General features: G+C 41.4%; 17 protein-coding genes and 1 pseudogene. 11 read left to right on the plus strand and 7 right to left on the minus strand.

Going from position 1 to position 23,062, the window contains the following annotated elements:
* Window positions 1–96: 96 nt before the first annotated feature.
* Window positions 97–282 (minus strand): hypothetical protein, encoded by a 186-nt coding sequence (locus ANSO36C_RS04275; RefSeq protein WP_251958534.1) that lies wholly within the window; start codon window positions 280–282, stop codon window positions 97–99.
* Between the two features lie 284 nt (window positions 283–566).
* Here ANSO36C_RS04275 and btpA point away from each other — a divergent pair, with 284 nt between their 5' ends.
* The 4 genes from btpA to ANSO36C_RS04295 all read left to right on the plus strand — a co-directional run bounded on the left by btpA (window position 567) and on the right by ANSO36C_RS04295 (window position 6,334).
* Window positions 567–1,415 (plus strand): photosystem I biogenesis protein BtpA, encoded by an 849-nt coding sequence (gene btpA, locus ANSO36C_RS04280; protein WP_251958535.1) that lies wholly within the window; start codon window positions 567–569, stop codon window positions 1,413–1,415.
* Between the two features lie 119 nt (window positions 1,416–1,534).
* Complete coding sequence (locus ANSO36C_RS04285) at window positions 1,535–2,518, plus strand: vitamin K epoxide reductase family protein (RefSeq protein ID WP_251958536.1); 984 nt, start codon at window positions 1,535–1,537, stop codon at window positions 2,516–2,518.
* 635 nt (window positions 2,519–3,153) lie between these two features.
* A complete protein-coding gene (locus ANSO36C_RS04290) occupies window positions 3,154–5,358 on the plus strand; it encodes a CHASE2 domain-containing protein (protein ID WP_251958537.1) in 2,205 nt (734 codons plus the stop codon).
* Window positions 5,359–6,127: 769 nt separating this feature from the next.
* Window positions 6,128–6,334 carry a hypothetical protein gene (locus tag ANSO36C_RS04295; RefSeq protein WP_251958538.1) on the plus strand — a complete coding sequence of 69 codons (207 nt, stop codon included), beginning with the start codon at window positions 6,128–6,130 and terminating at the stop codon, window positions 6,332–6,334.
* A 115-nt stretch (window positions 6,335–6,449) separates the two neighbouring features.
* On the opposite strand, the gene nadB is transcribed toward ANSO36C_RS04295, so the two are convergent.
* The 3 genes from nadB to ANSO36C_RS04310 form a co-directional block, all read right to left on the minus strand.
* Complete coding sequence (gene nadB / locus ANSO36C_RS04300; protein WP_323374594.1) at window positions 6,450–8,123, minus strand: L-aspartate oxidase; 1,674 nt, start codon at window positions 8,121–8,123, stop codon at window positions 6,450–6,452.
* 167 nt (window positions 8,124–8,290) lie between these two features.
* Window positions 8,291–8,719, minus strand: coding sequence for a photosystem II complex extrinsic protein PsbU (gene psbU / locus ANSO36C_RS04305; protein WP_251958540.1), 429 nt, complete (start codon window positions 8,717–8,719; stop codon window positions 8,291–8,293).
* A gap of 576 nt (window positions 8,720–9,295) precedes the next feature.
* A complete protein-coding gene (locus ANSO36C_RS04310) occupies window positions 9,296–10,075 on the minus strand; it encodes a DUF3120 domain-containing protein (RefSeq protein WP_251958541.1) in 780 nt (259 codons plus the stop codon).
* Window positions 10,076–10,521: 446 nt separating this feature from the next.
* Here ANSO36C_RS04310 and ANSO36C_RS04315 point away from each other — a divergent pair, with 446 nt between their 5' ends.
* From ANSO36C_RS04315 to ANSO36C_RS04345, 7 genes and pseudogenes are all read left to right on the plus strand, one after another.
* Window positions 10,522–11,346, plus strand: coding sequence for an undecaprenyl-diphosphate phosphatase (locus ANSO36C_RS04315; protein ID WP_251958542.1), 825 nt, complete (start codon window positions 10,522–10,524; stop codon window positions 11,344–11,346).
* 84 nt (window positions 11,347–11,430) lie between these two features.
* Window positions 11,431–12,756: a TIGR03279 family radical SAM protein gene (locus ANSO36C_RS04320; protein WP_251960244.1), complete on the plus strand. Its 1,326-nt coding sequence runs from the start codon at window positions 11,431–11,433 to the stop codon at window positions 12,754–12,756.
* A gap of 1,198 nt (window positions 12,757–13,954) precedes the next feature.
* A complete protein-coding gene (locus tag ANSO36C_RS04325) occupies window positions 13,955–16,723 on the plus strand; it encodes a family 10 glycosylhydrolase (protein ID WP_410174671.1) in 2,769 nt (922 codons plus the stop codon).
* 252 nt (window positions 16,724–16,975) lie between these two features.
* Window positions 16,976–17,239, plus strand: a complete 264-nt coding sequence (locus ANSO36C_RS04330; protein WP_251958543.1) for a hypothetical protein — start codon at window positions 16,976–16,978, stop codon at window positions 17,237–17,239.
* A gap of 379 nt (window positions 17,240–17,618) precedes the next feature.
* Window positions 17,619–18,815, plus strand: a pseudogene (locus ANSO36C_RS04335) (EAL domain-containing response regulator).
* A gap of 160 nt (window positions 18,816–18,975) precedes the next feature.
* Entirely contained in the window at window positions 18,976–20,316 is a 1,341-nt protein-coding gene (locus ANSO36C_RS04340; protein ID WP_251960246.1) for a PQQ-dependent sugar dehydrogenase, read from the plus strand.
* Window positions 20,317–20,490: 174 nt separating this feature from the next.
* The gene (locus ANSO36C_RS04345; RefSeq protein WP_251960247.1) at window positions 20,491–20,895 is read left to right on the plus strand and encodes a phosphomannose isomerase type II C-terminal cupin domain; all 405 of its coding nucleotides are present in this window, start codon (window positions 20,491–20,493) and stop codon (window positions 20,893–20,895) included.
* A gap of 148 nt (window positions 20,896–21,043) precedes the next feature.
* Here the strand turns inward: ANSO36C_RS04345 and ANSO36C_RS04350 are convergent, their stop codons facing one another.
* The 3 genes from ANSO36C_RS04350 to ANSO36C_RS04360 form a co-directional block, all read right to left on the minus strand.
* A complete protein-coding gene (locus ANSO36C_RS04350; protein ID WP_251958544.1) occupies window positions 21,044–21,802 on the minus strand; it encodes a HEAT repeat domain-containing protein in 759 nt (252 codons plus the stop codon).
* 481 nt (window positions 21,803–22,283) lie between these two features.
* Window positions 22,284–22,814 (minus strand): GNAT family N-acetyltransferase, encoded by a 531-nt coding sequence (locus ANSO36C_RS04355; protein WP_251958545.1) that lies wholly within the window; start codon window positions 22,812–22,814, stop codon window positions 22,284–22,286.
* A 21-nt stretch (window positions 22,815–22,835) separates the two neighbouring features.
* Window positions 22,836–23,024 (minus strand): hypothetical protein, encoded by a 189-nt coding sequence (locus ANSO36C_RS04360; RefSeq protein ID WP_251958546.1) that lies wholly within the window; start codon window positions 23,022–23,024, stop codon window positions 22,836–22,838.
* Window positions 23,025–23,062: the final 38 nt, after the last annotated feature.

The following is a 23,062-nucleotide window of genomic DNA, read 5'->3' on the forward strand; positions in this document are numbered from 1 at the left end:
AGGGTAAATTGAAGTGTCTTTGGGTACATTTGACACTTGTAATGTTTTTTAACAATTCGCTTATTGGTATTTTACATTACCGCAGCGTGTGCGTTGTTAACCTACCCATCGGGGAGCCGCCCAAAGGGCTTGTTGTGAGAAGTCGCTACCCTCAGGGAAATCGACGAAAGCGACTACGCTTGATAAAGCAGTAATGCTACCCTGGCGATTGGCAAGTCCTACGACTGTGCGCGGACAGACGCCTAAACCACGGAAAGCTGCCTTGCGTCTAGTGAGTGGCAAACTCCTCTTGTAGCCAGATTTTATCTTAACATATCTTATGGGAGGTTTCACGCCAATTTCCATCTGAGGAAAGAGGCAATAAACCGACTATCATAAAACACATTTGACTAGTTAATGAAAAGTCAAGAGTCAAGGGTCAAGAGGGGCCAGTCACGTGCGGGATTTTCCCCGTTGAAGAGCCACCCCCATATAGAGGTTTCCTCTGTTCAGGGGAGTGGTGTTGAACTGGCGTTCAATAGTCAAAAAAATTCTGGACTCTGGACTCCGCGAGGCGGATTAAAGACGTGGACTTATATCAGATATTTAAAACTCGCTCACCAATTATTGGCGTGGTTCACCTGCTACCACTGCCTACCTCACCCCGTTGGGGAGGTAGTTTAAAAGCGGTGATTGATCGTGCCGAACAAGAAGCCGCAGCCTTAGCAAGTGGAGGGGTTGATGGTCTGATTGTCGAGAATTTTTTCGACGCGCCGTTTACCAAAAACCAAGTCGATCCAGTGGTTGTGAGTGCCATGACCATTGTGGTGCAGCGGATACAGAATTTGGTGACTTTGCCTATAGGGTTAAATGTTTTGCGAAACGACGCCAAAAGCGCAATGGCGATCGCTAGCTGTGTACACGCGCAATTTATCCGCGTCAACGTCCTCACAGGCGTGATGGCAACCGACCAAGGATTAATTGAGGGAGAAGCCCATCAACTACTCCGCTATCGACGGGAGTTGGGTTGTGATGTTAAAATCCTGGCCGATGTGTTGGTGAAACACGCCCGTCCTTTGAGTTCTCCAAATCTCACAGTTGCCGTGAAAGACACCATTGAAAGGGGTTTAGCAGACGGAGTAATTTTGTCAGGCTGGGCTACTGGTAGTCCTCCTAACTTAGAAGATTTAGAACTAGCTTGTGGTGCAGCAAATGGCACACCAGTATTTATCGGTAGTGGGGCCAATTGGGAAAATATTGATACATTGATGCAAGCAGCAGATGGTGTAATAGTTTCCAGTTCCCTGAAACGTCACGGACGCATTGAGCAACCAATTGACCCAATTCGCGTCAGCCAATTTGTGGAAGCTGCCCATCGCAATTGGAACTCCAAAGGTGAAAGCAAATCAGCAGAACAAGTGAAGTTACATTCTTAATTGGGGCATGGAGAATGGGGCATGGGAAGAAATAATTAATACTCAATTGCCCAATGCCCAATGCCCAATGCCCAATGCCCAATGCCCAATGCCCAATGCCCATTAAACAGTAACAATTTATGATTCGCCGCCGTTCTACTCCTTGGATTCATAAATGGTCACGTCCATTGATTGCCGCGATCGCTGGATGTGGTGCCCTGATAACAGGTTATCTCACTATCGAAAAGTTAACGGGAGGCAGTGCTGCTTGTGTGGCACAGGCTGGTGCTAAGGGCTGTAATGATGTGCTTTCTAGCCCTTGGGCAACGGTTTTTGGTCAGCCGTTAGCTTTGTTTGGGTTTTTGGCATACACCAGTATGGTGGTATTTGCTTTGGCTCCCTTGGTCTTGAAATCAGGAGAAAATAATAGCCGCAAACAATTGGAAAATTGGACGTGGTTCCTGCTGCTAACGGGTGCGATCGCTATGTCTGTTTTTAGCGGCTACTTGATGTACGTGCTGACATCTCAAATCAAAGCTATTTGTCTTTACTGTATCGGTTCAGCTTTGTTCTCCCTCAGCCTGTTGGTACTAACGATTATCGGTCGAACTTGGGAGGATATTGGACAAATCTTTTTTACCGCTATCATTGTCGGCATGGTAACGCTGATTGGTACTTTAGGCGTCTATGCTGGCGTGAATCAATCAGATGTTACACCTGCAACTCCTGGACAACCTACAAAAATTACCTTTACTCCCAAAGAAAACGCCAACCCAGCGTTCGGTTGGGAAATTACCACTACTTCTGGTGAGGCAGAAATAGCTTTAGCACAGCATCTGGCAAAGGTAGGCGCAAAGGAATATAGTGCTTACTGGTGTCCTCACTGCCATGAACAAAAGCTGCTTTTTGGTAAAGAAGCTGAGGAAATAATTAATAATGATATTAAAGTAGAGTGCGCTCCCGATGGATTCAAAGCTCAAACAGAACTGTGTAAAGCCGCAAAAATTGAAGGTTTTCCCACTTGGATCATCAATGGTATCAGCTATAGCGGAGTCCAGAACTTAGAGGAACTAGCGAAAGTTTCTGGTTACACAGGGCCTCGGAACTTCAAGTATTTCAAGTAAAGTACCTACACTGAGCTTCAGTAATTCCCACTCTATAGTCAACTGGATGCATACAGTAAAAGCCGTTTCCAGTTGGCTATTTTGTTTTTGGTAATAGATAATAACTGTTGTCAAACATTCTACTACCAATTTTTATGCGGCTTTTATCAGCAAAAACCTTAACCTAAAAGAAATTATTTAAGTATATTGACTCTGGTACACTGTCCACTTTTATTTTCTTTTGTAGTAGTTGTTACTTACCTTGGGATGTAATTATGTAAGTATCGACCCTAAAGGTGTATCTTTTGGAAGTTACCGTAATTCTCAGTAAAATATTTAATTGATCATAAATGTACGAGTTTAATTAAGTAAGTTTTACCAAACAAGGTTTTGAGCATTAAATTCACTTAACTTACTTTCAGCAACCCCTATTTATTAATTAAATTGTGCTGATCGCACAAAGTGCGAATTGCTCTTTATTCAGATAATTGCTCTCAATATATGGTGATGCATCACAAATACTACGATGTCTTGAAGAACCTTACTGAGTTGAAAAAACCTTTGGAAACTCTATTTTGCTCCCACTTGAGCTATGTTAGTCCGATAGTTAATAGCTATTGGAAATAGAGAATATTTCTGCCTACTAGGTAATGGGAATGAATCAGCTGCTAGGCAAGCGTTTTGTGAAGTTAATCTTTGGACTAAAACAATCGCTTAGTCGAGGACACAGAGAATTGGTTACTGCCGCCAGCGTTGCAATCTGCATTCTGTTTTTGCACTCCATTGGACTATTGCAATCTTTGGAGTTGCCAGCTTTGGATCAATTTTTTCGCTTACGTCCAAATGAACCGCCAGAACAGCGTATTACGATCGTAGTAATTGATGAGACTTATTTAGACGAAGTAGGTTCATGGCCGATTCCAGATGCGAAGATTGCTCAGTTGTTGCAAAAGTTAAATGTCCACAAACCCCGTGCTATTGGCTTAGATATCTACAGAAATTTATCAGTAGAGCCGGGTAATCAAGAACTCCGTAATACTTATAAGTCAATACCCAACCTAATTGGTATTGAACTACTAGCTAATGATAAAAACAAAAACCTTAGTGTTTTGCCTCCACTGGGACTGAACCAGAATCAAGTGGGCTTTAACAACGTGCTGTATGATATTGACGGTAAAGTACGTCGCAGTTTGTTGTACTGGCACGTTAAAAATCAAGTACACGAAAGTTTTGCCCTGAAGCTGGCTTTATTGTATTTAAAGCCAAAGGGGATTACTCCCGCTAAAGCAAAAAGCAACCCTGAGTATTTGCAATTGGGTAAGGCAACATTTGCTCGTTTTGAGGCTAATGATGGTGCTTATGTAGACGCTGATGCTAGAGGCTACCAAATTTTAACCAATTTTCCCAAACTCCAATGTCAAAGTTTATCTAGAGAATTTTGTAGTTTTACTCAGGTATCGATAAAAGATGTATTGACAGGTAAAGTTAAAGAAAACTTGATCAAAGATCGGATTATACTTATTGGCTCTACTGCACCCAGTCTCCAAGATTTTGTATTTATTCCCTACTCCAGCAGTGTAATGGGTACGGCAAAGCCTGTACCTGGTATTGAACTGCAAGCTTATTTTATTAGTGAGTTAATCTCTGCTGCTGTTGATGGACGACCATTACTCAAAGTCTGGTCTGACTTGGTGGAATACTTGTGGATTTTTGTCTGGTCTTATTTGGGAGCCATGATGACATGGCGAATACAAAATCCAACTAGGAGCCTTCTCGGTATTCTAGTTTCTTGCTTTGTATTAACCCTGAGTGCATACTTTGCTTTCTTATACGGTTGGTGGATACCACTTATTCCCTCACTGTTGAGCTTTGGCACTTCAGCTGTTTGGATGACCAGTCATATTGCCCACATGCAGCAAGAGTGGAAACGTTCTAAGGAATTTTTGTATCACGTAATCAACACGATTCCTGATCCCATTTTTGTGAAAAATGAACTGCATCAGTGGATTGTTTTAAATGAGGCGTATTGTCGATTTATCGGTTATCCGAATAAGCTTTTAATTGAAAAGTCAGACTATGACTTTTTCCCTAAACACGAAGCTGATGTGTTTCGCCAACAGGATGATCTGGTTTTTCGGACTCAGCAATCCCAGGAACATGAAGAAGAATTTACAAATGCCGATGGACAGACTTATAAAATTGCCACTAAGCGATCGCTCCATAAAGACTCAGCTGGCAATTTCTTTTTAGTTGGCGTTATCCGAGATATTACTCAGCGAAAGCTGATGGAAGAACAGCTTAAGCGTACTGCTGCTGAACTATTCCGTTCTAACAATGAATTAAAACTCAAAGAAGACCACTTGCGTTATTTAGCGTATCACGATCCCTTGACGGGTTTATCCAATCGCAAATTTTTTGCTGAACAACTTAACGAGTCGTTACATTGGGCGCAACACAATAATTTGTTACTGGGACTGCTGTTTATTGATCTAGATGGCTTTAAACAAGTCAATGATACTCTAGGGCACGAGACGGGCGATCGCTTGCTAATGACTGTCGCTGGAAGACTCAGCAACTCTTTACGCGCTAGTGACACAGTTTCTCGTTTAGGTGGCGATGAATTTACCATAATTTTACGGGCAATTCCTAATGTCCAAATAGCTGCTAAAGTAGCCGAGAAAATTTTAAGCAGTATTACCAAGCCAATTGTTTTGGATGGCTATGCAATTCGAGTCTCTGCCAGTATTGGCATTAGTGTTTATCCTTACAACAGTCAAGACAGTGAAACTTTGATGAAACAAGCAGATGCAGCAATGTACCGCGCCAAGCGCCTGGGTAAAAATCGCTACGAGTTTGCTTAACTAGTCAAGATTCAGACTCTAAATCTTCTGTTGTTAGTCAATATTTATACCTTTAATTAAGCAGCATAAGCTTGAGATAGATCCAACACACTGTCTTGAAAAGGCATAGTGTATGTGATTAAAGGTAGATTTTTAGGCAAGATGTAGATATAGCAAGGCTTTTTCACCTGAAGAACATACCTAAGAAACTAATTAATCATCAGAGATAATCAAAAAACTATTTGTTTCTTGTAAATATTTTTACTTAAAAAAATATACCCGTACTAGATCGGTTTGTACTAAATTTTATGGTTTTCGAGATTTTAGAAACCTTATCATATCGCACTTACCTTACTTTATCTTTATATATATTTACTTTAGTTAAGATTAAACTATACAATACAATAAGTATTATTTAAGGCTTTAATGAAGTTGCTATTAAGTAAACATAGTGTATATACTTACAAAATATTAAGATATTATTAATAAATATTGAATTAAACACAATGCTTACAAGTAGCTATTGACATATCTAACCTTAGACTGATGCAAAAACGGCTAATTAAGAATACCAATGTAAGTATAAATACTTTTTAATACTAGTAAACTAAAGTGAATCTACAACTAATACCAAAATTACTTGTACACTACTGAGAATAATTTAATAAAGTTAAAATATTATTTTTCAAAAAGATCAGTATATATACGAAAGGCAGAATAATACCATTTAAAACAAAAGATAGTAAATTTACTGAAGGCTATGAAAACTAAGATCCAAATCACAAAAATTATGATATTTTGTATAAGCGCTTACATATTGATACCAAAAGTTGCCGTTTGCACAGGTATAATCAATACTGCAAGTGCTAATACTTTTAGTGCTAGTGGCAGCAACACCTTAATCTCCCACAAAGTCAATTCTGAAAATTTAGAAGACACCTATGTTCCACCAAATTATGGTGGCCCCGACAGTCATCATGGTAGCGGCACTCGCTGATGGCAATTTTCGGTTTTCGATTAAACCTATTGCAAAAATACTTGAACTGCCAGAGACTCAAGTCTCTGCCTAATACCAAGAGTTTTTTACTACAAGCCTATTCCACAAACTTCAATCAAGATAATGGTGGAGATTTCCACCAATGATCTGTTTCTATAAGTGTATGGACTTGCCAATTGGGATCTGGTTGAGGATAATCTAAACGGTAGTGTCCGCCTCGGCTTTCGGTTCTAAAAGCAGCACTTTTGAGAATTAAATCAGCTACATCTAATAAATTGTGGGTTTCTGCCCAAAGTCCCAATTGCCTTTCAACATTTGGTAATTCAAAACTAGCTGGTTCTGCTGGACGTAAATTAAGCAAAAATTGACTTAAAGACAAGGCAACAAAATCTTGCCGCCAAGATTCAATAGTAGCGATCGCACTTTCCAACCTTGATTGCTCCCGACAAATACCAGCACTTTCCCAAACTAGACGCGGTAACTTCTCTCTGAGTGCTTCTAGCTGTGCTTGCTGAATCTGCCACTCACTAGCATCAACACTAAATTTCCGTAATGGCAGCACTGGTATTTCTGACGGCAACCCAATATTTTCTAACTCAATATGAGCCATCTGGGCCCCAAACACAATACATTCTAGTAGGGAATTACTGGCAAGACGATTTGCCCCATGTACCCCGGTACTAGCGGTTTCACCCACCGCGTACAAACCGGGGATATTTGTCCGATTCATCAAATCCGCAACAATTCCACCCATCCAGTAGTGGGCAGCTGGCGCTACAGGAATTGGTTCATGGAAGACATCAACGCCCCAATGCTGACAAACTTTGATGATGTTGGGAAAGCGATGACGAATCTTGTCGGCGGGGATGGGGCGCATATCCAACCACACATGGGCAGTAGCCAGATCAAGGGCGGTACGTTGTAAATGGCTGAAAATTGCTCTACTGACTACATCTCTAGGTGCAAGTTCACCGGCAGGGTGGTAGTCAAAGGCAAAACGCCGCCCCTCGTTATCAACAAGATGTGCCCCCTCGCCGCGTACAGCTTCGCTGATCAAGAAGCGATCAGCACCAGGTTTAGTGAGGGCAGTGGGATGAAATTGGATAAATTCTAAATCGCGGAGGATAGCCCCAGCCCGATAGGCGATCGCTACCCCATCACCGGTACTAACAGCCGGGTTAGTGGTTTGAGCAAATACTTGACCACCGCCGCCAGTTGCCAATATCACAGCACCAGCTCTTACCCATGTAATTTTTCCTTGATAAAACAGGCTAATTCCCTGACAGCGACCAGTTTCGGGTTCAGTCCATAAACTCAAGGCTAAAGCTTGCTGAATGACTTGAATATTTTGGCGACGTAATACTTGGGTGGTGAGTGTGGTGGTGACTTCCCTGCCTGTAGTATCCGCAGCGTGGAGAACACGGCGGCGAGAATGGGCAGCTTCTAAAGTTAAAGCCAAGGCTTGACCCTGACGGTCAAAAGCTACCCCCAGGTTAACTAGGGATTGAATGCAGCTAGGGGCATGTTGGGCGAGAAATTCTACAGCAGTGCGATCGCATAAACCCGCACCCGCCTGAATCGTATCTTCAATGTGCAGACGGGGAGAATCTTCTGGGGCTACTGCTGCGGCAATGCCACCTTGTGCCCAATCACTAGCGGACAAAGCAACGGTTTCTTTGGTAATCAAACCGACTTGCAAGGACTCTGGTAGACACAGCGCTGTGTATAGTCCAGCTGCACCCGCGCCGACTACTAAGACATCAAATTGGCTAGGAATATCTATATCTATCTGGGGCAAGGTAATGGAGAAGTGAAGAGTTAGGAGTTAGAAGTGAGGAGTTAGAAGTGAGGAGTTTTGAATTTTTAACTCATAACTCCCAACTCCTAACTCCTAATCGTATCCCACTCCTGGGAATCAGGAGTGGGCTGCTATTTGCTAGATTAACTGCAATTCAGTTATCTGTAGATACCGTTGTTAAAGCGATCGTCTCCTTCATTGAAGGCAGGCTCTAATTCTGTCACGGTGAATTTATCAAGGTTAGCTTGCAGGGTTTGTTTTTGGCGATCGCTCAATCCTGGAAGATCCAATACATCCTCTACATTTTTGTAGGGAGCATTTGTGATGATTTTCTTAGCCAAGGTGGGATAAAGCCCTGGGAACTGTTGAAAAGCTCGGACGTTGGTATTATTCAAATCAATTTTTTTACCAAATTCCGTTCCTAGTTTAGCGTCTGCCCGATTCTGCCGCTCAATTGCCAGAACTGGGACTTGGGGAAAAGCAAAACTGTTGAAACTAGCAGCTTGGGCTATCTGAGTTGTTCCCAACCATCCCCAGCAACCAAGTAACAAACTAAACACTGTTAATAAACGCGCCAATCCTTTCACGATTTTCTACCTCTTTCCATCAAACAGAAATAAAAGTTTTAAGCTAACAACAGTTATTAGTCATTAGTCATTAGTCATTAGTCATTAGTCATACCCTGCGGGAAGCCGTTAATGCCTCTACGTGAGAGCGCCAAGGACGAAGGACAAAGAACAAAGGACAAAAGCTGATAGCTTAGTCAACACAGCAGTCATCAGAAACTAATATACAGCGTATTAATATCCACAATATTTACCGTTACTGGGTTTGACTATACTTTTGGCAAAAATTTTTATTGTAGAAAGAGTGCCTGCATAGCAGCGATAGCGTTACATCGACGATCTCGGTAGCATTCTCAGCTAGACGAAATCTTTTCGGGGTGGCTGATTCTACCTCTCAAGCAGAAACCAAACTTACGATTCCTAAGAGCGAAAACCTTACCAAAAAAGACTTGATGCTGATGGATTTTTATGTAATATTTCTTAACTAATTAATCTCATCTACAGCATCATTTTTGATGTGCCGTAGATTGGGCTAGGAAAAGTTTCAGTAGGAGAAGTCTACACGCTCATTGCAACATATAGCGTGTTCTGTCTTCTTCACGCTGCGATCGCAGCTAACAAAAATAGACTGTCTACCAATATTGTGCTTAAAACTGCGCCACTAAAGGCATACCAGTGTATTTGCTTTAGATTTAAAGGTAAAATTCCGACTGTTAACAGCACTAAGGCAAGAATTATTGCCCAACTTTGTCCCCAAGGTGTTTGTACTTGTATGAGGGCATTTTGTAATATTTGCGGTGCTACATCTGCATCTACTCTCATAATTTGCCGCCAACAGGGCATTAAATCTACTAGATAAAAATATACATCTGTTAAAGCTGTACCGAGTAAAGAACCTAAATAAAACCAGCTACCCACCTTGCCCCAATTCTTCATTAGACACCAGCAAGCAAATGGTAAGCCTATAGACTCCATTGGCAGATGCCATAAAGGTTCCCAACGTAACCAGCCCCAGTAAATCGCCCCCGCTAACCAACTCCCACTAAATCCTAAGAGTAAATCCCCCCAGACGTAAGTTGCGGGACGTGACATTAAGCTAAAACTTAGCCACACCCAAAATGCTGTAAGCGCTAAACTCAGACTTGGTAGCGATCGCACGATAGGCGCTTCTATAAATACTGGCACTGATACCAAGAACACTGCCGCCGCAAACACTAACCAAGTTTGTCGGGCAGAAATAGATAAGGGTAAAGAGGGAGAAAAGGAGAGTGTAGATTCCAATTGCTTGATACCCGTCAGCCCAGTATCAGCTAAATCCAACTCAGTATCTATAGAAGGGGTAGAGGCGGTGTAGGAGGACAATGTATTATTAATCAAAGTTTTTAATATTTGTTACTAAACTTTATCTTATTTAAGATATCACATTTTAAAATCCCCCCCTGGGGCATTGCAATTATACTGAAATTTTAGGCAGTGCTGACACAAACCAAACAAAACATACTGCAACAGACTCATCAATTTAAAGTTGCACTATGTACACAACTCTCTGTAGTTCTGTGTAAATAGGGGACTAAAGAGAAATGAAGGGTAAAATTTAACACTTAAAAAGCGAACTGGCATCAGTCCGCTAAATATTAAAGTTTGATGAATTGACAAAATTTCGTTGACTTATTGAAGTGGGTGTAAGAACATAGTCAGCGTCTTCGATGATGTTATTGATCGGTTAAATTTAATTTTCTACAAAATTAGGTGCAATAGAGAGTATAGAAAGCAACATCATCTAAAGAATAATGTCTAAAATACGGAAAAGGTATTAATTGGATATGGAGTTTATTCAAGCTTTTATTTTGGGTATTGTTCAAGGTGTCACAGAGTTTTTGCCAATCAGCAGTACTGCACATCTTTTGATTGTGACAAAGGTATTTGGTTGGAAAGAGCTAGGCTCTAAAGATTTTGTTGATGCAATTCAATTTGGTAGTGTTATAGCAATTTTGGGGTATTTTTGGTCACTGATTTCTAGTATTGTCAAAGGTGGAATCGAAGCAATAAAAGACAAAGACTGGCAACGCGAAGAATGGAAAATCCTTGTCGGTATTGCAGTAGGAACAATGCCTGCCTTAATTTTCGGCTTTCTTTTGAAAGATGTTTTACCTGAGAGTGCATTGATTATTGCCATTATGTCAATTGTCATGGCACTTTTACTAGCTTTGGCAGAAAAAATTGGCACTCGCAAGCGAGGTTTCGATTCATTGCAGATTCGGGATGGTATTTTAGTTGGATTGGGACAAACACTTGCTTTGATTCCGGGCGTTTCTCGTTCTGGCTCAACGTTGACAACAGCCTTATTTTTAGGATTAGAACGCGATACAGCAGCAAAATTTTCATTTTTGTTAGGGTTTCCAACTCTTACCATTGCTACCCTGTATAAAAGCCTGAAAATCTTCAAGTTGTTTCAGGAGCAACAGTTGCCAGATAACATTGTTGGATTGTTAGTTGTCGGGATTATTTCAACCTTTATTTTTTCTTACCTATCAATTGCATTTTTGATCAAATACTTAGCAACCAAAAACACTTTGATTTTCGTATGGTATAGATTAGCATTTGGTAGTGTGATTTTACTAGCGATCGCAGCAGGTTGGAAAGGATAATTCATAATAGTCATTAGTCATTGGTCATTAGTCATTAGTCCAATGCCCAATGCCCAATGCCCCATGCCCAATGCCCAATCCCCCATGACTACCATTCATCCTGCCCGAATTACCAAGGTTCTTCCAGACTCTATAGCCGCAGAGATTGGCTTTGAGTCTGGGGATGCGATCGTTGCAATCAATGGTACACGTCCGCGTGACTTAATTGATTATCAGTTCTTGTGTGCTGATGAAGTCTTGGAACTAGAAGTTTTAGACGCTACTGGTAAAACTCATAGCCTGGAAATCGAAAAAGATTACGATCAAGACTTGGGGCTAGAATTTGAAACTGCCCTATTTGATGGCTTAATTCAGTGCAATAATCGCTGCCCATTTTGCTTTATCGACCAACAGCCACCAGGAAAGCGTACTAGCTTATACTTTAAAGACGACGATTACCGTCTAAGCTTTTTGTACGGCTCTTATCTTACCCTCACTAATTTGCCAGAAAGAGAATGGCAACGGATTGAGCAAATGCGCTTGTCTCCGTTGTATGTTTCTATTCATGCTACAGAGCCTGAAGTTAGAATTAGACTACTAAAAAATCCCCGTGCGGGACAAATCTTGCAACAACTCAAATGGTTTCAAAAAAGGCGACTACAAATTCATGCTCAAGTGGTTGTTTGTCCTGGTATAAATGATGGGGAACATCTGGAGAAAACCCTAAAAGATTTAGCATCCTTTCATACTGATGAAGTCCCTACGGTGGCATCAGTGGCAGTTGTACCAGTCGGATTGACACGATTTAGACCCCAAGAAGATGAACTTATACCAGTAACCAAAGAAAAAGCTAAAGAGGTGATTTCTCAAGTCAAAATGCTTACCCAGCAATTTCGCCAACAATTTGGTTCTAGCGTTGCTTGGTTAGCCGATGAGTGGTTTTTGATTGCAGGTGAGGAATTACCAAGCGAATCTGAATATGAAGAGTATCCTCAAATTGATAATGGTGTTGGTTCTATTCAGTTGTTTATCAAGCAATTCGCAGCCGCCGCAACAGAATTATTACCACCAAAAGTTTCTCCTCAGAGAAAATTAACTTGGGTAGTAGGCAACGCAGTAGAAAAGGCATTTCAACCTATCTTGCAACGGTTGAATTCTGTTGAAGGTTTAGAAGTAAATATGCGTGCTTTATGCAGTGATTATTGGGGACAGAAAATTACTGTAACAGGGTTGCTGACAGGGCATGATTTGCTGTTGAACTTACAAGGGCAAGATTTGGGCGAAGGGATTTTATTGCCAAATGTAATGCTCAAACATGGTGAATTAGTATTTCTAGATGATATGAGTATTGAAGAATTAGCCTGCAAACTAGAGACAAAAATATTACCAGTGGCAGGAGTTGAAGATTTAATCAATACCTGCATTATTTAATCTAGACAATTTATCCAATTTATGCATTCTGCTCTAACTTTAAGGACTCCAGTGAAAAAAACGTCCTATCGTCGTCGGATATTACAACTGTCATGGATGTCAACTTACATCTGAAATTTGTCTCTTTCCGACTGGCAGAGGGACAAGTTTAGTGTAGTAAAATCAGGGGGAGGTCTTTTGATGGACTAATTAAGCGAACACCATACAACCGCTTGAACTCACATCTTGTTAGCTTAACTCTTGCGATCGCAATCAGTTGGTTAGTCTCGCAATTATTTAAAAGTTTATTTTATCCAAAACAGAATTTAGGAGTCAGGAGTCAGGAGTCAGAATTCAGCATGAATTATCTTTGAGTGCGTAGCGTAAAACCTGCGGCATAGCTTTGAGCGTCTTGATTTTGCTTGGAAGTAGAGTGTTTCAGACTTTGATCTTGAATTCTGATTTCTAAATTATTCTTCAATTATATCTATCAAATATTGGGAAAACTTGGCTAAATAAGTAATTAGGACTTACGCACTGTACAAATTAATCATGGTATGAATTCACGAAAATAGGTCGTTTCCGGCTTTGATTAATTATTCTTTAATGGTACATAAACCCGCACTATGGAGGGCACAGCACTGCTGTGCCCCTACGACAGATTTGGTTTTTCAAAAATGCATATTTTGTATTTTGTGTCAATGCGTAAGTCCTAGTAATTTATAAGGGCGATAATTATTTATTATCTATTAATTGAAGTAGCGAAGCAGCACTACAATAATAGTAACTTTGCTAGAAAAAATAACTATAATTAAAGTAACTATTTTAGTTTAGGTGGCAGTGAAAATTATCTGCAATTATAAAAACGCCTATTGTGCTTGCAAATTAAAAAATAAAAAAGCTAGTCAGAAATGTAATTAAATTGCCGATATAAGAGCCAAAAGTTGATCTAGAATTGCCTGGGACAATTTGAGTATCTATCTTGGCATTTTTTACTGGTTTTGATAGGCTAGATTGATGAAGGTCGTTCAACTAAAGACTTCTACAAAAAGTCTATAGAAATCCTAGTTCTATTTTTGAAAAACCATACCAATAGTAGTTTTACGTAATTTAGGCTAGAGTCTCAGTAGACTTACGAGAAATAAAGCTATAGCCCTAAATTATGTACTAATGAATTCCGAGTAATAACGAAATTAATTAATAAAGTGAGGAGTTACTGGTGAAGCATCAGGAAAACCAAAAATATATAAGTTTAAAAATTAAAGAAGCTAAAAAATTATTGATTTTAAGTGGCGAAATTGTAATTTTAAATTTCTTGAGTATTTTGCCAGTAACAGCAGCAACCGAAGAACCTGTATTGAGCGTAGTGTACGGCCAAGAAAATGCAAATCAATGGACAGGGATAAGCGATCGCTTACAAGCAACAGGGGTGAAATATTGTGTAATTCCTCTAAATGATGTCAAAAGTGCGGCAGATTGGGGCGATCGCCGGGTATTGTTTTTGCCAAACGTTGAGACATTAACACCCACCCAAGCGATCGCTCTAGAAGAATGGATGAGTAAGGGAGGGCGTTTGATTGCTAGTGGCCCTATAGGTAGTCTGTCATCGCCAGGAGTACGACAGTTATTGCGATCGCTCTTGGGAGGTTATTGGGGATTCAGCCTCAGTGATACACAACAGATTAAACCTGCCAAAACCAATATCCCAGGATGGGCAAATCAAACTGGACTCTTTGGAAAAGTCCGTGGCGGCGTTGTAATTCCTAACGATATGGGCACTGAATCTCCTGCTGTTTGGAATTCCAAAGATAATCCTGCCGCAGTAGTGACAACTGAGCGCTCCACCTTTATGGGCTGGCGCTGGGGAACAGATACAGCCTCAGCAGCTGAGTTAGATAATGCCTGGTTAAAAGCTACTATTAATTACTATTTCACAGCACTACCACCATCAAATCGTACTAAAAAAATAGCAGGAGGTTCCCAAACCTGCTCTACGAATGTGGCGGCTGCACCCAGGGGGCAGGGGATCAGTTCATCTCCGCTATCCCCTCCTAAAACTGCCACCGCTCCCATATCTAGACCGCTTCCTATAGTCAAACCCCCAAGCTCTCAGGAAGCTATTGATCAGTTGGAACAAAGGGTGCGTCTAGATGTTGCACCTAACTCTAATGATCCGATTGACACCAACCAAGCGATCGCCCTCCAGCAAGAGCTAGAAAACCTGATTGGTCGAGTGGAAAGCGCTCATTTAGCGGTATTAACCGATGCGGCTAATGTTGGTGAAACGATATCTGGACAGAAGCAGTTTTCTAGACATTTAGACAATTACGCCTCTTTGCCAGTAAAAGAGCAGCAGACACAATTGGCCTCAACCAAGCTAGGGGGGCTAGTTATGGGTAAAGAGCAAGCCTTGGCACAAGCAAGGGTAATTGCCAAAAATTTACCCCAACAGATTGCCCAAAAAAACTACGCACTGGCTCGTCAGCAGTGGTTGCTTGCTAAAACAAGTTTGTGGCAGCAGTTTCCAGTTGATCAAAAACTAGCTCAACCAGAAATTCGGGCAGTTTGGTTAGATCGGGGGACGATTGTTCGTGCTGGTAGCAAAGCCGGACTAGCCCAGATTTTTGATCGCCTCACCCAAGCTGGAATTAATACCGTCTTTTTTGAAACTGTTAACGCTGGTTATACAATTTATCCAAGCCAAGTCGCAAAAGAGCAAAACCCCTTGATTCGTGGGTGGGACCCACTGGCAGAGGCAGTGAAATTAGCCCATGAGCGAGACATGGAATTACACGCTTGGGTTTGGACTTTTGCTGCTGGCAACCAACGTCACAATGAAATTCTCAACGTTAATCCTGATTATCCAGGGCCAGTACTGGCGGCTCATCCCGATTGGGCAAACTACGATAACCTTGGCAACATGATTCCCGTTGGCCAGACTAAGCCATTCTTTGATCCAGCCAACCCCGAAGTACGGCAATACTTGCTCAAGCTGTATGAGGAAATTGTCACTCGCTATAAGGTGGATGGTTTACAGTTAGACTACATTCGCTACCCTTTCCAAGACCCATCAGCAGGTCGAACCTATGGCTATGGCAAAGCTGCAAGAGCGCAATTTCAACGGCTTACTGGTGTAGATCCATTGAATATTTCTCCTAGCCAACCAGACTTGTGGCAAAAGTGGACGACATTTCGCACCGAGCAAGTTGATAGTTTTGTCGCCCAAGTATCACAGCAGTTGCGACAAAAGCAACCAAATTTGATTTTGTCAGTTGCGGTATTTCCTTTACCCGAAATAGAGCGGATTCAGAAAATTCAACAAAATTGGGAAACTTGGGCAAGGCGGGGGGATGTAGATTTAATCGTTCCCATGACTTATGCTCTGGATACTTCTCGCTTCCAACGACTTGCTCAACCCTGGATTGCTTCTAAACAATTGGGAGCTACCTTGTTAGTGCCGGGAATTCGCTTACTTTCTTTGCCAACCATCGGGGCATTTGATCAACTCCAGTTGGTAAGGGACTTGCCAGTTAGTGGTTATGCACTCTTTGCCGCAGAGAATTTTAACAACGATCTACAAAAACTTTTTAATAACACCCAAGGTAGGGTTCAATCTAAAACAAGTCAACCGATTCCTCACCGTCAGCCTTTTCAAACTGCCGCCATCCGTTACACCGCACTGCAACGGGAATGGAAATTTGTTTTCCAAAATGACCAACTACAAAGGTCTGCTCAGAAAATATCAGATTTTAACAATCAGGCAGAAGTTTTACGCAGTGCTTTAAATCAGCTTGCCACTTCCCCTTCTCCTAGTAAGCTGCTAGTGGCAAAAGCCTCTCTAACTCGCTTCCAGTCACAATTTCGAGTATTGATGAGCCAAGAACTTAAGTCGAATTCCTATCAAGTCAAAGTTTGGGAAAATCGGCTTGTAACTATAGAAAGGCTATTACGTTACGGCGAACGGCGGGTACAGTTGCGTTCTGAGTGAAAGGCAAGGGGAGCAGGCTTGCCGTGAGCGTAGACGAATGGGAGCAGGGGGAAATTACTCTCCTGTGCAGCTTCCCCATGCCTAATGCCCAATTTCCAACTAGCTGGGTATAAGCTGTTTGTAATTCTTAACACACTTTTTGTAGTGTTTATATACCAAATATTACTATCTGTTTAGCGTCAAAATATTGGAAAATACTTAGATAACCAGTTTGAAATAAGTATTGTTTGATAATAGCTATCGGAAAAATCTATGCAAGCTTTACCTCAGCTTATCGGGTTACAAAGCAAACAGTTAATTATTGACTGTTTGCTGCTGATGGTTGTGCCGCCAAAATCAATATTAGGTGGGATGTCTACAACGGGCTACACCTACGTACTGATGTTAATACGACGCAAAAGTGTCTTCTTCTCTTCATGTTCCCAGGTAGTGGGCTGCTTCACAAAGTATTGTCAAATAATGCTTGTAGCTTCAAGAGCTAGTTTTAAAACAACCAATATTTTTGAAGTTTCATAATATTTAGCATATCAGAATTTTTGGAGGTAGCTTCAGTGCTATCACTACCATGTCGGTTAGCAATAGTGATATTTACTACTAGTTGAAGATAGCCAAGGTAACATAATCGTGTGAATTACCCTTCAAGGTATCTGTGAAGCACTGGCAAAAAAACAGAGAAAAATATAGACAAGGCTAGTATTGGTTCTTTTGAGGAAGAACATTAGATTCTTTTTAAGAGGTAATATATTAGGCACTGGATTAGGGATGGAAATTGTAAAAAAGCATTTTAGATATCTACCAAGGTGAAATCTTTGTTCTAAGTATGCTGGAATTTAGTATAAACTTTACTATTATTTTGTGATTAATTAAATAATAAAATATAAATCGAGGAAAATATATGTCCAAAATTTTAATAATAGAAGATGAAGAAGCAGTCCGTGAAAACATTTTAGATTTACTAGAAGCTGAGGATTTTGAAACTATCGCTGCGGCTAATGGTAGAATCGGGATAAATTTGGCTATCTCCGAAGTTCCCGATTTAATTCTATGTGATATGATGATGCCCGAAATTGACGGTTATGGCGTGTTAACAACGTTTACGCCAAGAACCATCAACGGCAACGATTCCCTTCATCTTTTTAACTGCCAAATCTGCTAAATCAGATTCCGTCAAGGTATGAATATGGGTGCTGATGACTATATAACTAAGCCGTTCACTCGGTCTGAGTTATTAAGTGCCATAATGAACAGGTTGGAAAAGCACGCTACTTTAAAAAGGTATTTATCTCCTAAACCTGTCATTAATAACTTGTCTCCCAAAATGCAGTTGTTAGAGATTAGCTTACACCGGGCTATCAAACAAAATAACTTTCAAGAGTTTGAAATTTATTATCAACCAATAGTCGATATCGCTTCTGGAAAAATAGTTGCGGCGGAAAGTTTATTGCGCTGGCAAAGTCCAGAGTTAGGGATGATTTACCCAACAGAATTTATTCCCTTAGCAGAGTCTACAGGTTTAATTGTTCCTATTGGTAAATGGGTATTAAAAAAGGTATGCAAACAAATTAAAAGCTGGCGAGATGCTGGAATTTATTCTTTGCTTGTTGCCGTAAATTTGTCAGTAATTGAATTTAATCAACCAGACTTTATTCATAAAATAGTCAATTTTATAACTGCCAATGATTTGGAACCAAATTACTTAGAAATAGAACTTACCGAGAGTATGATTATGCAGGATGTAAATAGTGCGATCGCTACTATGATTAAATTGCAATCTTTGGGTATAAAAATTGCGATCGATGATTTTGGTACGGGCTACTCTTCTTTAATTTATTTGAAAAACTTACCAATTAATACGTTAAAAATAGACCGTTATTTTATCCATAATGTTGCTAACGATCCACAGAAATCAGCCATTACTAAAGCATTAATTCAAATGGCTCATAATCTCAATTTAGATGTAATAGCTGAAGGTGTAGAAACCGAAGCAGAACTGGCTTTTTTGCGCCAATACAACTGTAATTCTATGCAAGGTTTTCTATTTAGCCGTCCATTACCATCAGCAGAATTTGAAAAGTTTTTGTTGACTAAATAAATGCTTGTATGTCTGAATACTGGACATCGGGCAATAAATGATTTTCCCAGTGCCCAATCCTCTAAGAGCTTAACTAACTAATAAAAATAGGACTTTAGACTGGCGACAATTATTAAGTATCGAGTCTACAGTAAGAAAGTTGTGTATAGTGTCTACCGCCATGAAAGTCTTTGCGCGTTTTTTGCTGCCAGTTTTTTTACTGACTTTGGCAGTAGCCTGTAACCAGACTCGCGCTTCATCAGATAATCCCACAGCACAAACTGTACCTTCTGCCCAACCGACACAGAATTCTACACAGTCAAAAAATATCGTCCGTACTGAAGCACTTTCACCTACACCCATCCGCATCAATCTGAAGAATTTGCCAGCACCCTTCGCAACAGAAAGTGTTTCCAAGCGGCCTGAGGTAGTGCCGATTCCGCAAAATCCGGTGCTGCGCGTACCACCAGGGTTCACAGTAAACGTCTTTGCCGAAGGTTTAGATGCCCCACGCTGGCTAGCTTTAACCCCCAGTGGTGATGTCCTAGTGACTGAAACCGGGCAAAATCGCATTCGTTTGTTGCGTGACAGCAACGGCGATGGTATTGCCGACGTTCGAGAAACCTTTGCTAGTACAGATAACGGACTCAATAAACCCTTCGGTATGGCTTTTGTAGATAATTCCTTTTTTCTGGGGAACACAGATGCTGTGGTGCGTTTTCCCTATACTCAAGATCAAAACAAGATTACAGGTAAGGGAGAAAAAATCGCCGACTTGCCCGCTCAAGGTTATAACAATCATTGGACGCGCAATGTCGTTGTCTCGCCCAATGGCAATAAATTATATGTTTCAGTTGGTTCAGGAACCAATGTGGATGAAGAACCCCTACCACGGGCTTCGATACAGGTGATGAATTTAGATGGTTCCCAGCAGCAAACTTTCGCTTCGGGCTTGCGTAATCCTGTTGGTTTAGACTTTCATCCTGTAACTAAGGAACTTTACGCCACTATTAACGAACGCGATGGAATCGGTGATGATTTGGTTCCCGACTATCTGACACGGGTTAAAGAAGGGGCATTTTATGGCTGGCCTTATGCTTATCTGACACCAAACAACCTCGATCCGCGTCAAAAAACGGATGACAAAAGTAAACGTCCCGATTTAGTAGCTCGTACTCAAACGCCAGATGTGCTGTTCCAGGCGCACTCAGCAGCATTGGGTTTGCAGTTTTATGATGGTAAAACGTTTCCCCAAAAATACCGAAATGGTGCTTTTGCTGCTTTTCGTGGTTCTTGGAATCGCGATCGCGGTACTGGTTATAAAATTGTATTTGCTCCCTTCGATTCTAAAGGGCGATCGCTTGGCTATTACGAAGACTTTCTCACAGGATTTTTGTTAAATCCATCTGTACCAACCACTTGGGGACGACCTGTTGGTTTACTGGTGTTACCAGATGGTAGTCTACTACTAACAGAAGAAGCCAATAATCGGATTTATCGGATTCAGTATACGGGCAGTTAAGCAATTTACGCATTCAAACATTTAGAAATTTACGGATAGGATCTTTTGTCTGGAGTAAAGTTATAGCAGTTGTCATCAATAGAGATGTTGTGGCTGCATCTCTCTACCCAGGTTTATGTCGTTTACGGTAAATTACTTAAAAATCCTAATACTCATCTGGTTGAGAAATTGATTATGGCTCCCAATGAAAATAATACTCAGTCAAATATCAACGAATTATCTCCACATTCAGGTACACGATACTGGGGTGAAGTAGAGGTAATCGAGGAGGGAGAAACCTATAGAATTAGTCGTCTTGAAATCAAGCCCAGGCATGGAATTAAACCACAAATCCATTATCATCGCAATGAACATTGGGTTGTAGTTTCTGGTGTAGCGAAGGTAACTTGTGGCGATACGGAAATATTACTGAATCGAAACGAATCAACTTATGTTCCCGCAGCAACTCTACATAAGGTAGAAAATCCTGGGCAGATTCCGCTAGTTATTCTGGAAATTCAAAATGGTGAATATCTGGGCGAAGATGATACTGAGCGCCCCTATGACTTAAATTTGCTCAAACCTGTAGCTGATGCTTAGTAATGGCTGGGGATAAGGCAATACGGTTCGGTTAAGGCAAGAGACGCGATCTAGGCGGTGTCATCAAAAAACCTTATCCCAACCGTATTGGGGGATGAGGGAGAGGAATTTCTCTCCTCTGCCTCCTCCCAATGCCTAAATAAATAAATCAAAACCACCCTTCTTGTTCTAAGGTTTCAATTAGCTGTAAGCCACGGGGATCACCCACTCCTAATAGCGAGGCTTTAGCGTCTTCCCGGACTCCTAAATCTTGGTCTTCGGCAAAGGCTTGAATTAAAGCGTCGATCGCTGTGGCATAAACTACATTAGAAGGCAGTTCGCGGCAAAGTTGACCAATTGCCCATGCACTGTTACTCCGCACTGCTTCCACAGGATCTTTGACTAAGGCTTCAATTAATGGTGGTATTGCCCTTATAACCGCTTCATAACCCACATCTGCCATTTGTGCTAAGGCGCTAGCAGCCCACAAACGTACTGCGGAAATGTCAGTTCTTAAAGCATCTGCTAGAGGCGGTAAACAACGGCGATCGCGACAGTTTCCTAAAGCCCAAACAACACCTTTACGCACATAGCCATTCCAATCACTGTTTAGTTGAGCAATTAATGGACTCACTGCCTCTGAACTAGGATTGCGTCCAAGTGCATAAGCTGCACTCACCCGCACTAAGGGACAGGTATCACTTAAGAGGCGAATCAGATGGGGGGTAGCACGCGCATCTTCTATATCACAAAAAGCACGCGCTGCTAACATTTTTTGTTGGGGCTGGGGATTTTCCAGCAGGGCTAGCATCTCTTCAGGATCTGGTTTTGCCACAACTGATTCGTCAGTTAGCGGCTCTATTTTATCTAGGGGGCTTTCTAGCTCCTCCTCAATATCGAGTAGGCTTAGATCATCTGCGTCATACATAATTTCATTTCAATCCCTTTTCGGGATTAACACATAATCCCCCGCGCCAATAAGTTAAAGCTTTATAAGTATTAGTTGCGTAATTATACACTTTTCTTTTCCCTCGTTGAGTTTTATCCAAACGAGAAACGCCTTGAAGAAGAATTCAGAAGTCAGAATTCAGGAGTCAGAATCAAGACGCGACGCTCGAATACTCGCTAACGCTCCGCTATCGCGGACTCGCTAACGCTTTGCTATCAGTCGGGGATTCATACCGCGCAGGAATTGAAGACTACTAAATTTTCAATTTAGTGGGGGTGCAAAAACGCCGGTTATTCAGACGCGACGCTCGAGTACTCGCTAACGCTACGCTATCGAGTACTCGCTCTTCCGCCGGCGCTATCCGCCAGTCGCACAAAATTCTGAATTCTGACTCCTGACTCCTGAATTCTGTTCGATAACTTAGACGCTAAAGTTATGTTACTGCTATCCTACCTATAGTTTATTTTTCTGCACTCAGGAATTTTACCATCCACAGGGATTGGGTTTGATAACCTAAGTGATTGTAAAGATTTAATGCGGGTTTGTTTGATTGAAAAACTTGCAATCCAATCTGGCGATCGCCTCTTTGAATAGCCCAATTTTCCACATATTGCATTAAGGCTCTACCAATACCCCGTCGCCGATGCTCTGGTACAACGTAGAGAATAAAAATATGAGCATGACGGTTCCCATGTACTTGATCTATAGCATTGCCCACCCAGAGGCAAGCGATAGGGGGCACACGGGCAGAGGAGAGAGATTCTTTATTACTCCCCTGCTCCCTGCTCCCTGCTCCCTGCTCCCCCTCCTCTTCTACCCACCACAAAGGCGTGTCACTAGAAAAGTATTGCTTAACTGTTTGCTCTAGGTGAGAAAAATCCTCATTGGGAAAGAGATCCTGGTAAGTTCGCTGCATGAATTTAAGCAGTAGCGCCCGATCCAAAGTGGAGCCACGACGAATAATATACCCAGGTAGTAGTTGCTCAGACACTGCTGATGTTTATTGACTTAGCTAGCTCGCGTTATGTGCTGCTGGTGGTAAATCAGTTGGAGTAGGTTGAAAGCTTACTCCCACCTCTTCAATTGGTGCGGGTGCTGCCATATCGGAGGGTAAAAAGATCCGGGCGCTGACTGCCACAAGCGCAAAGAAAAATACTAATACTGCAAGCAGTGGGGCAATGTATTGACGAAAAATAGCCATATTTTAATTGTAAGAAGCTAGGAACTTTTATGAGAACC

The organism is Nostoc cf. commune SO-36 (genome assembly GCF_023734775.1).
Lineage (GTDB): Bacteria > Cyanobacteriota > Cyanobacteriia > Cyanobacteriales > Nostocaceae > Nostoc > Nostoc commune_A.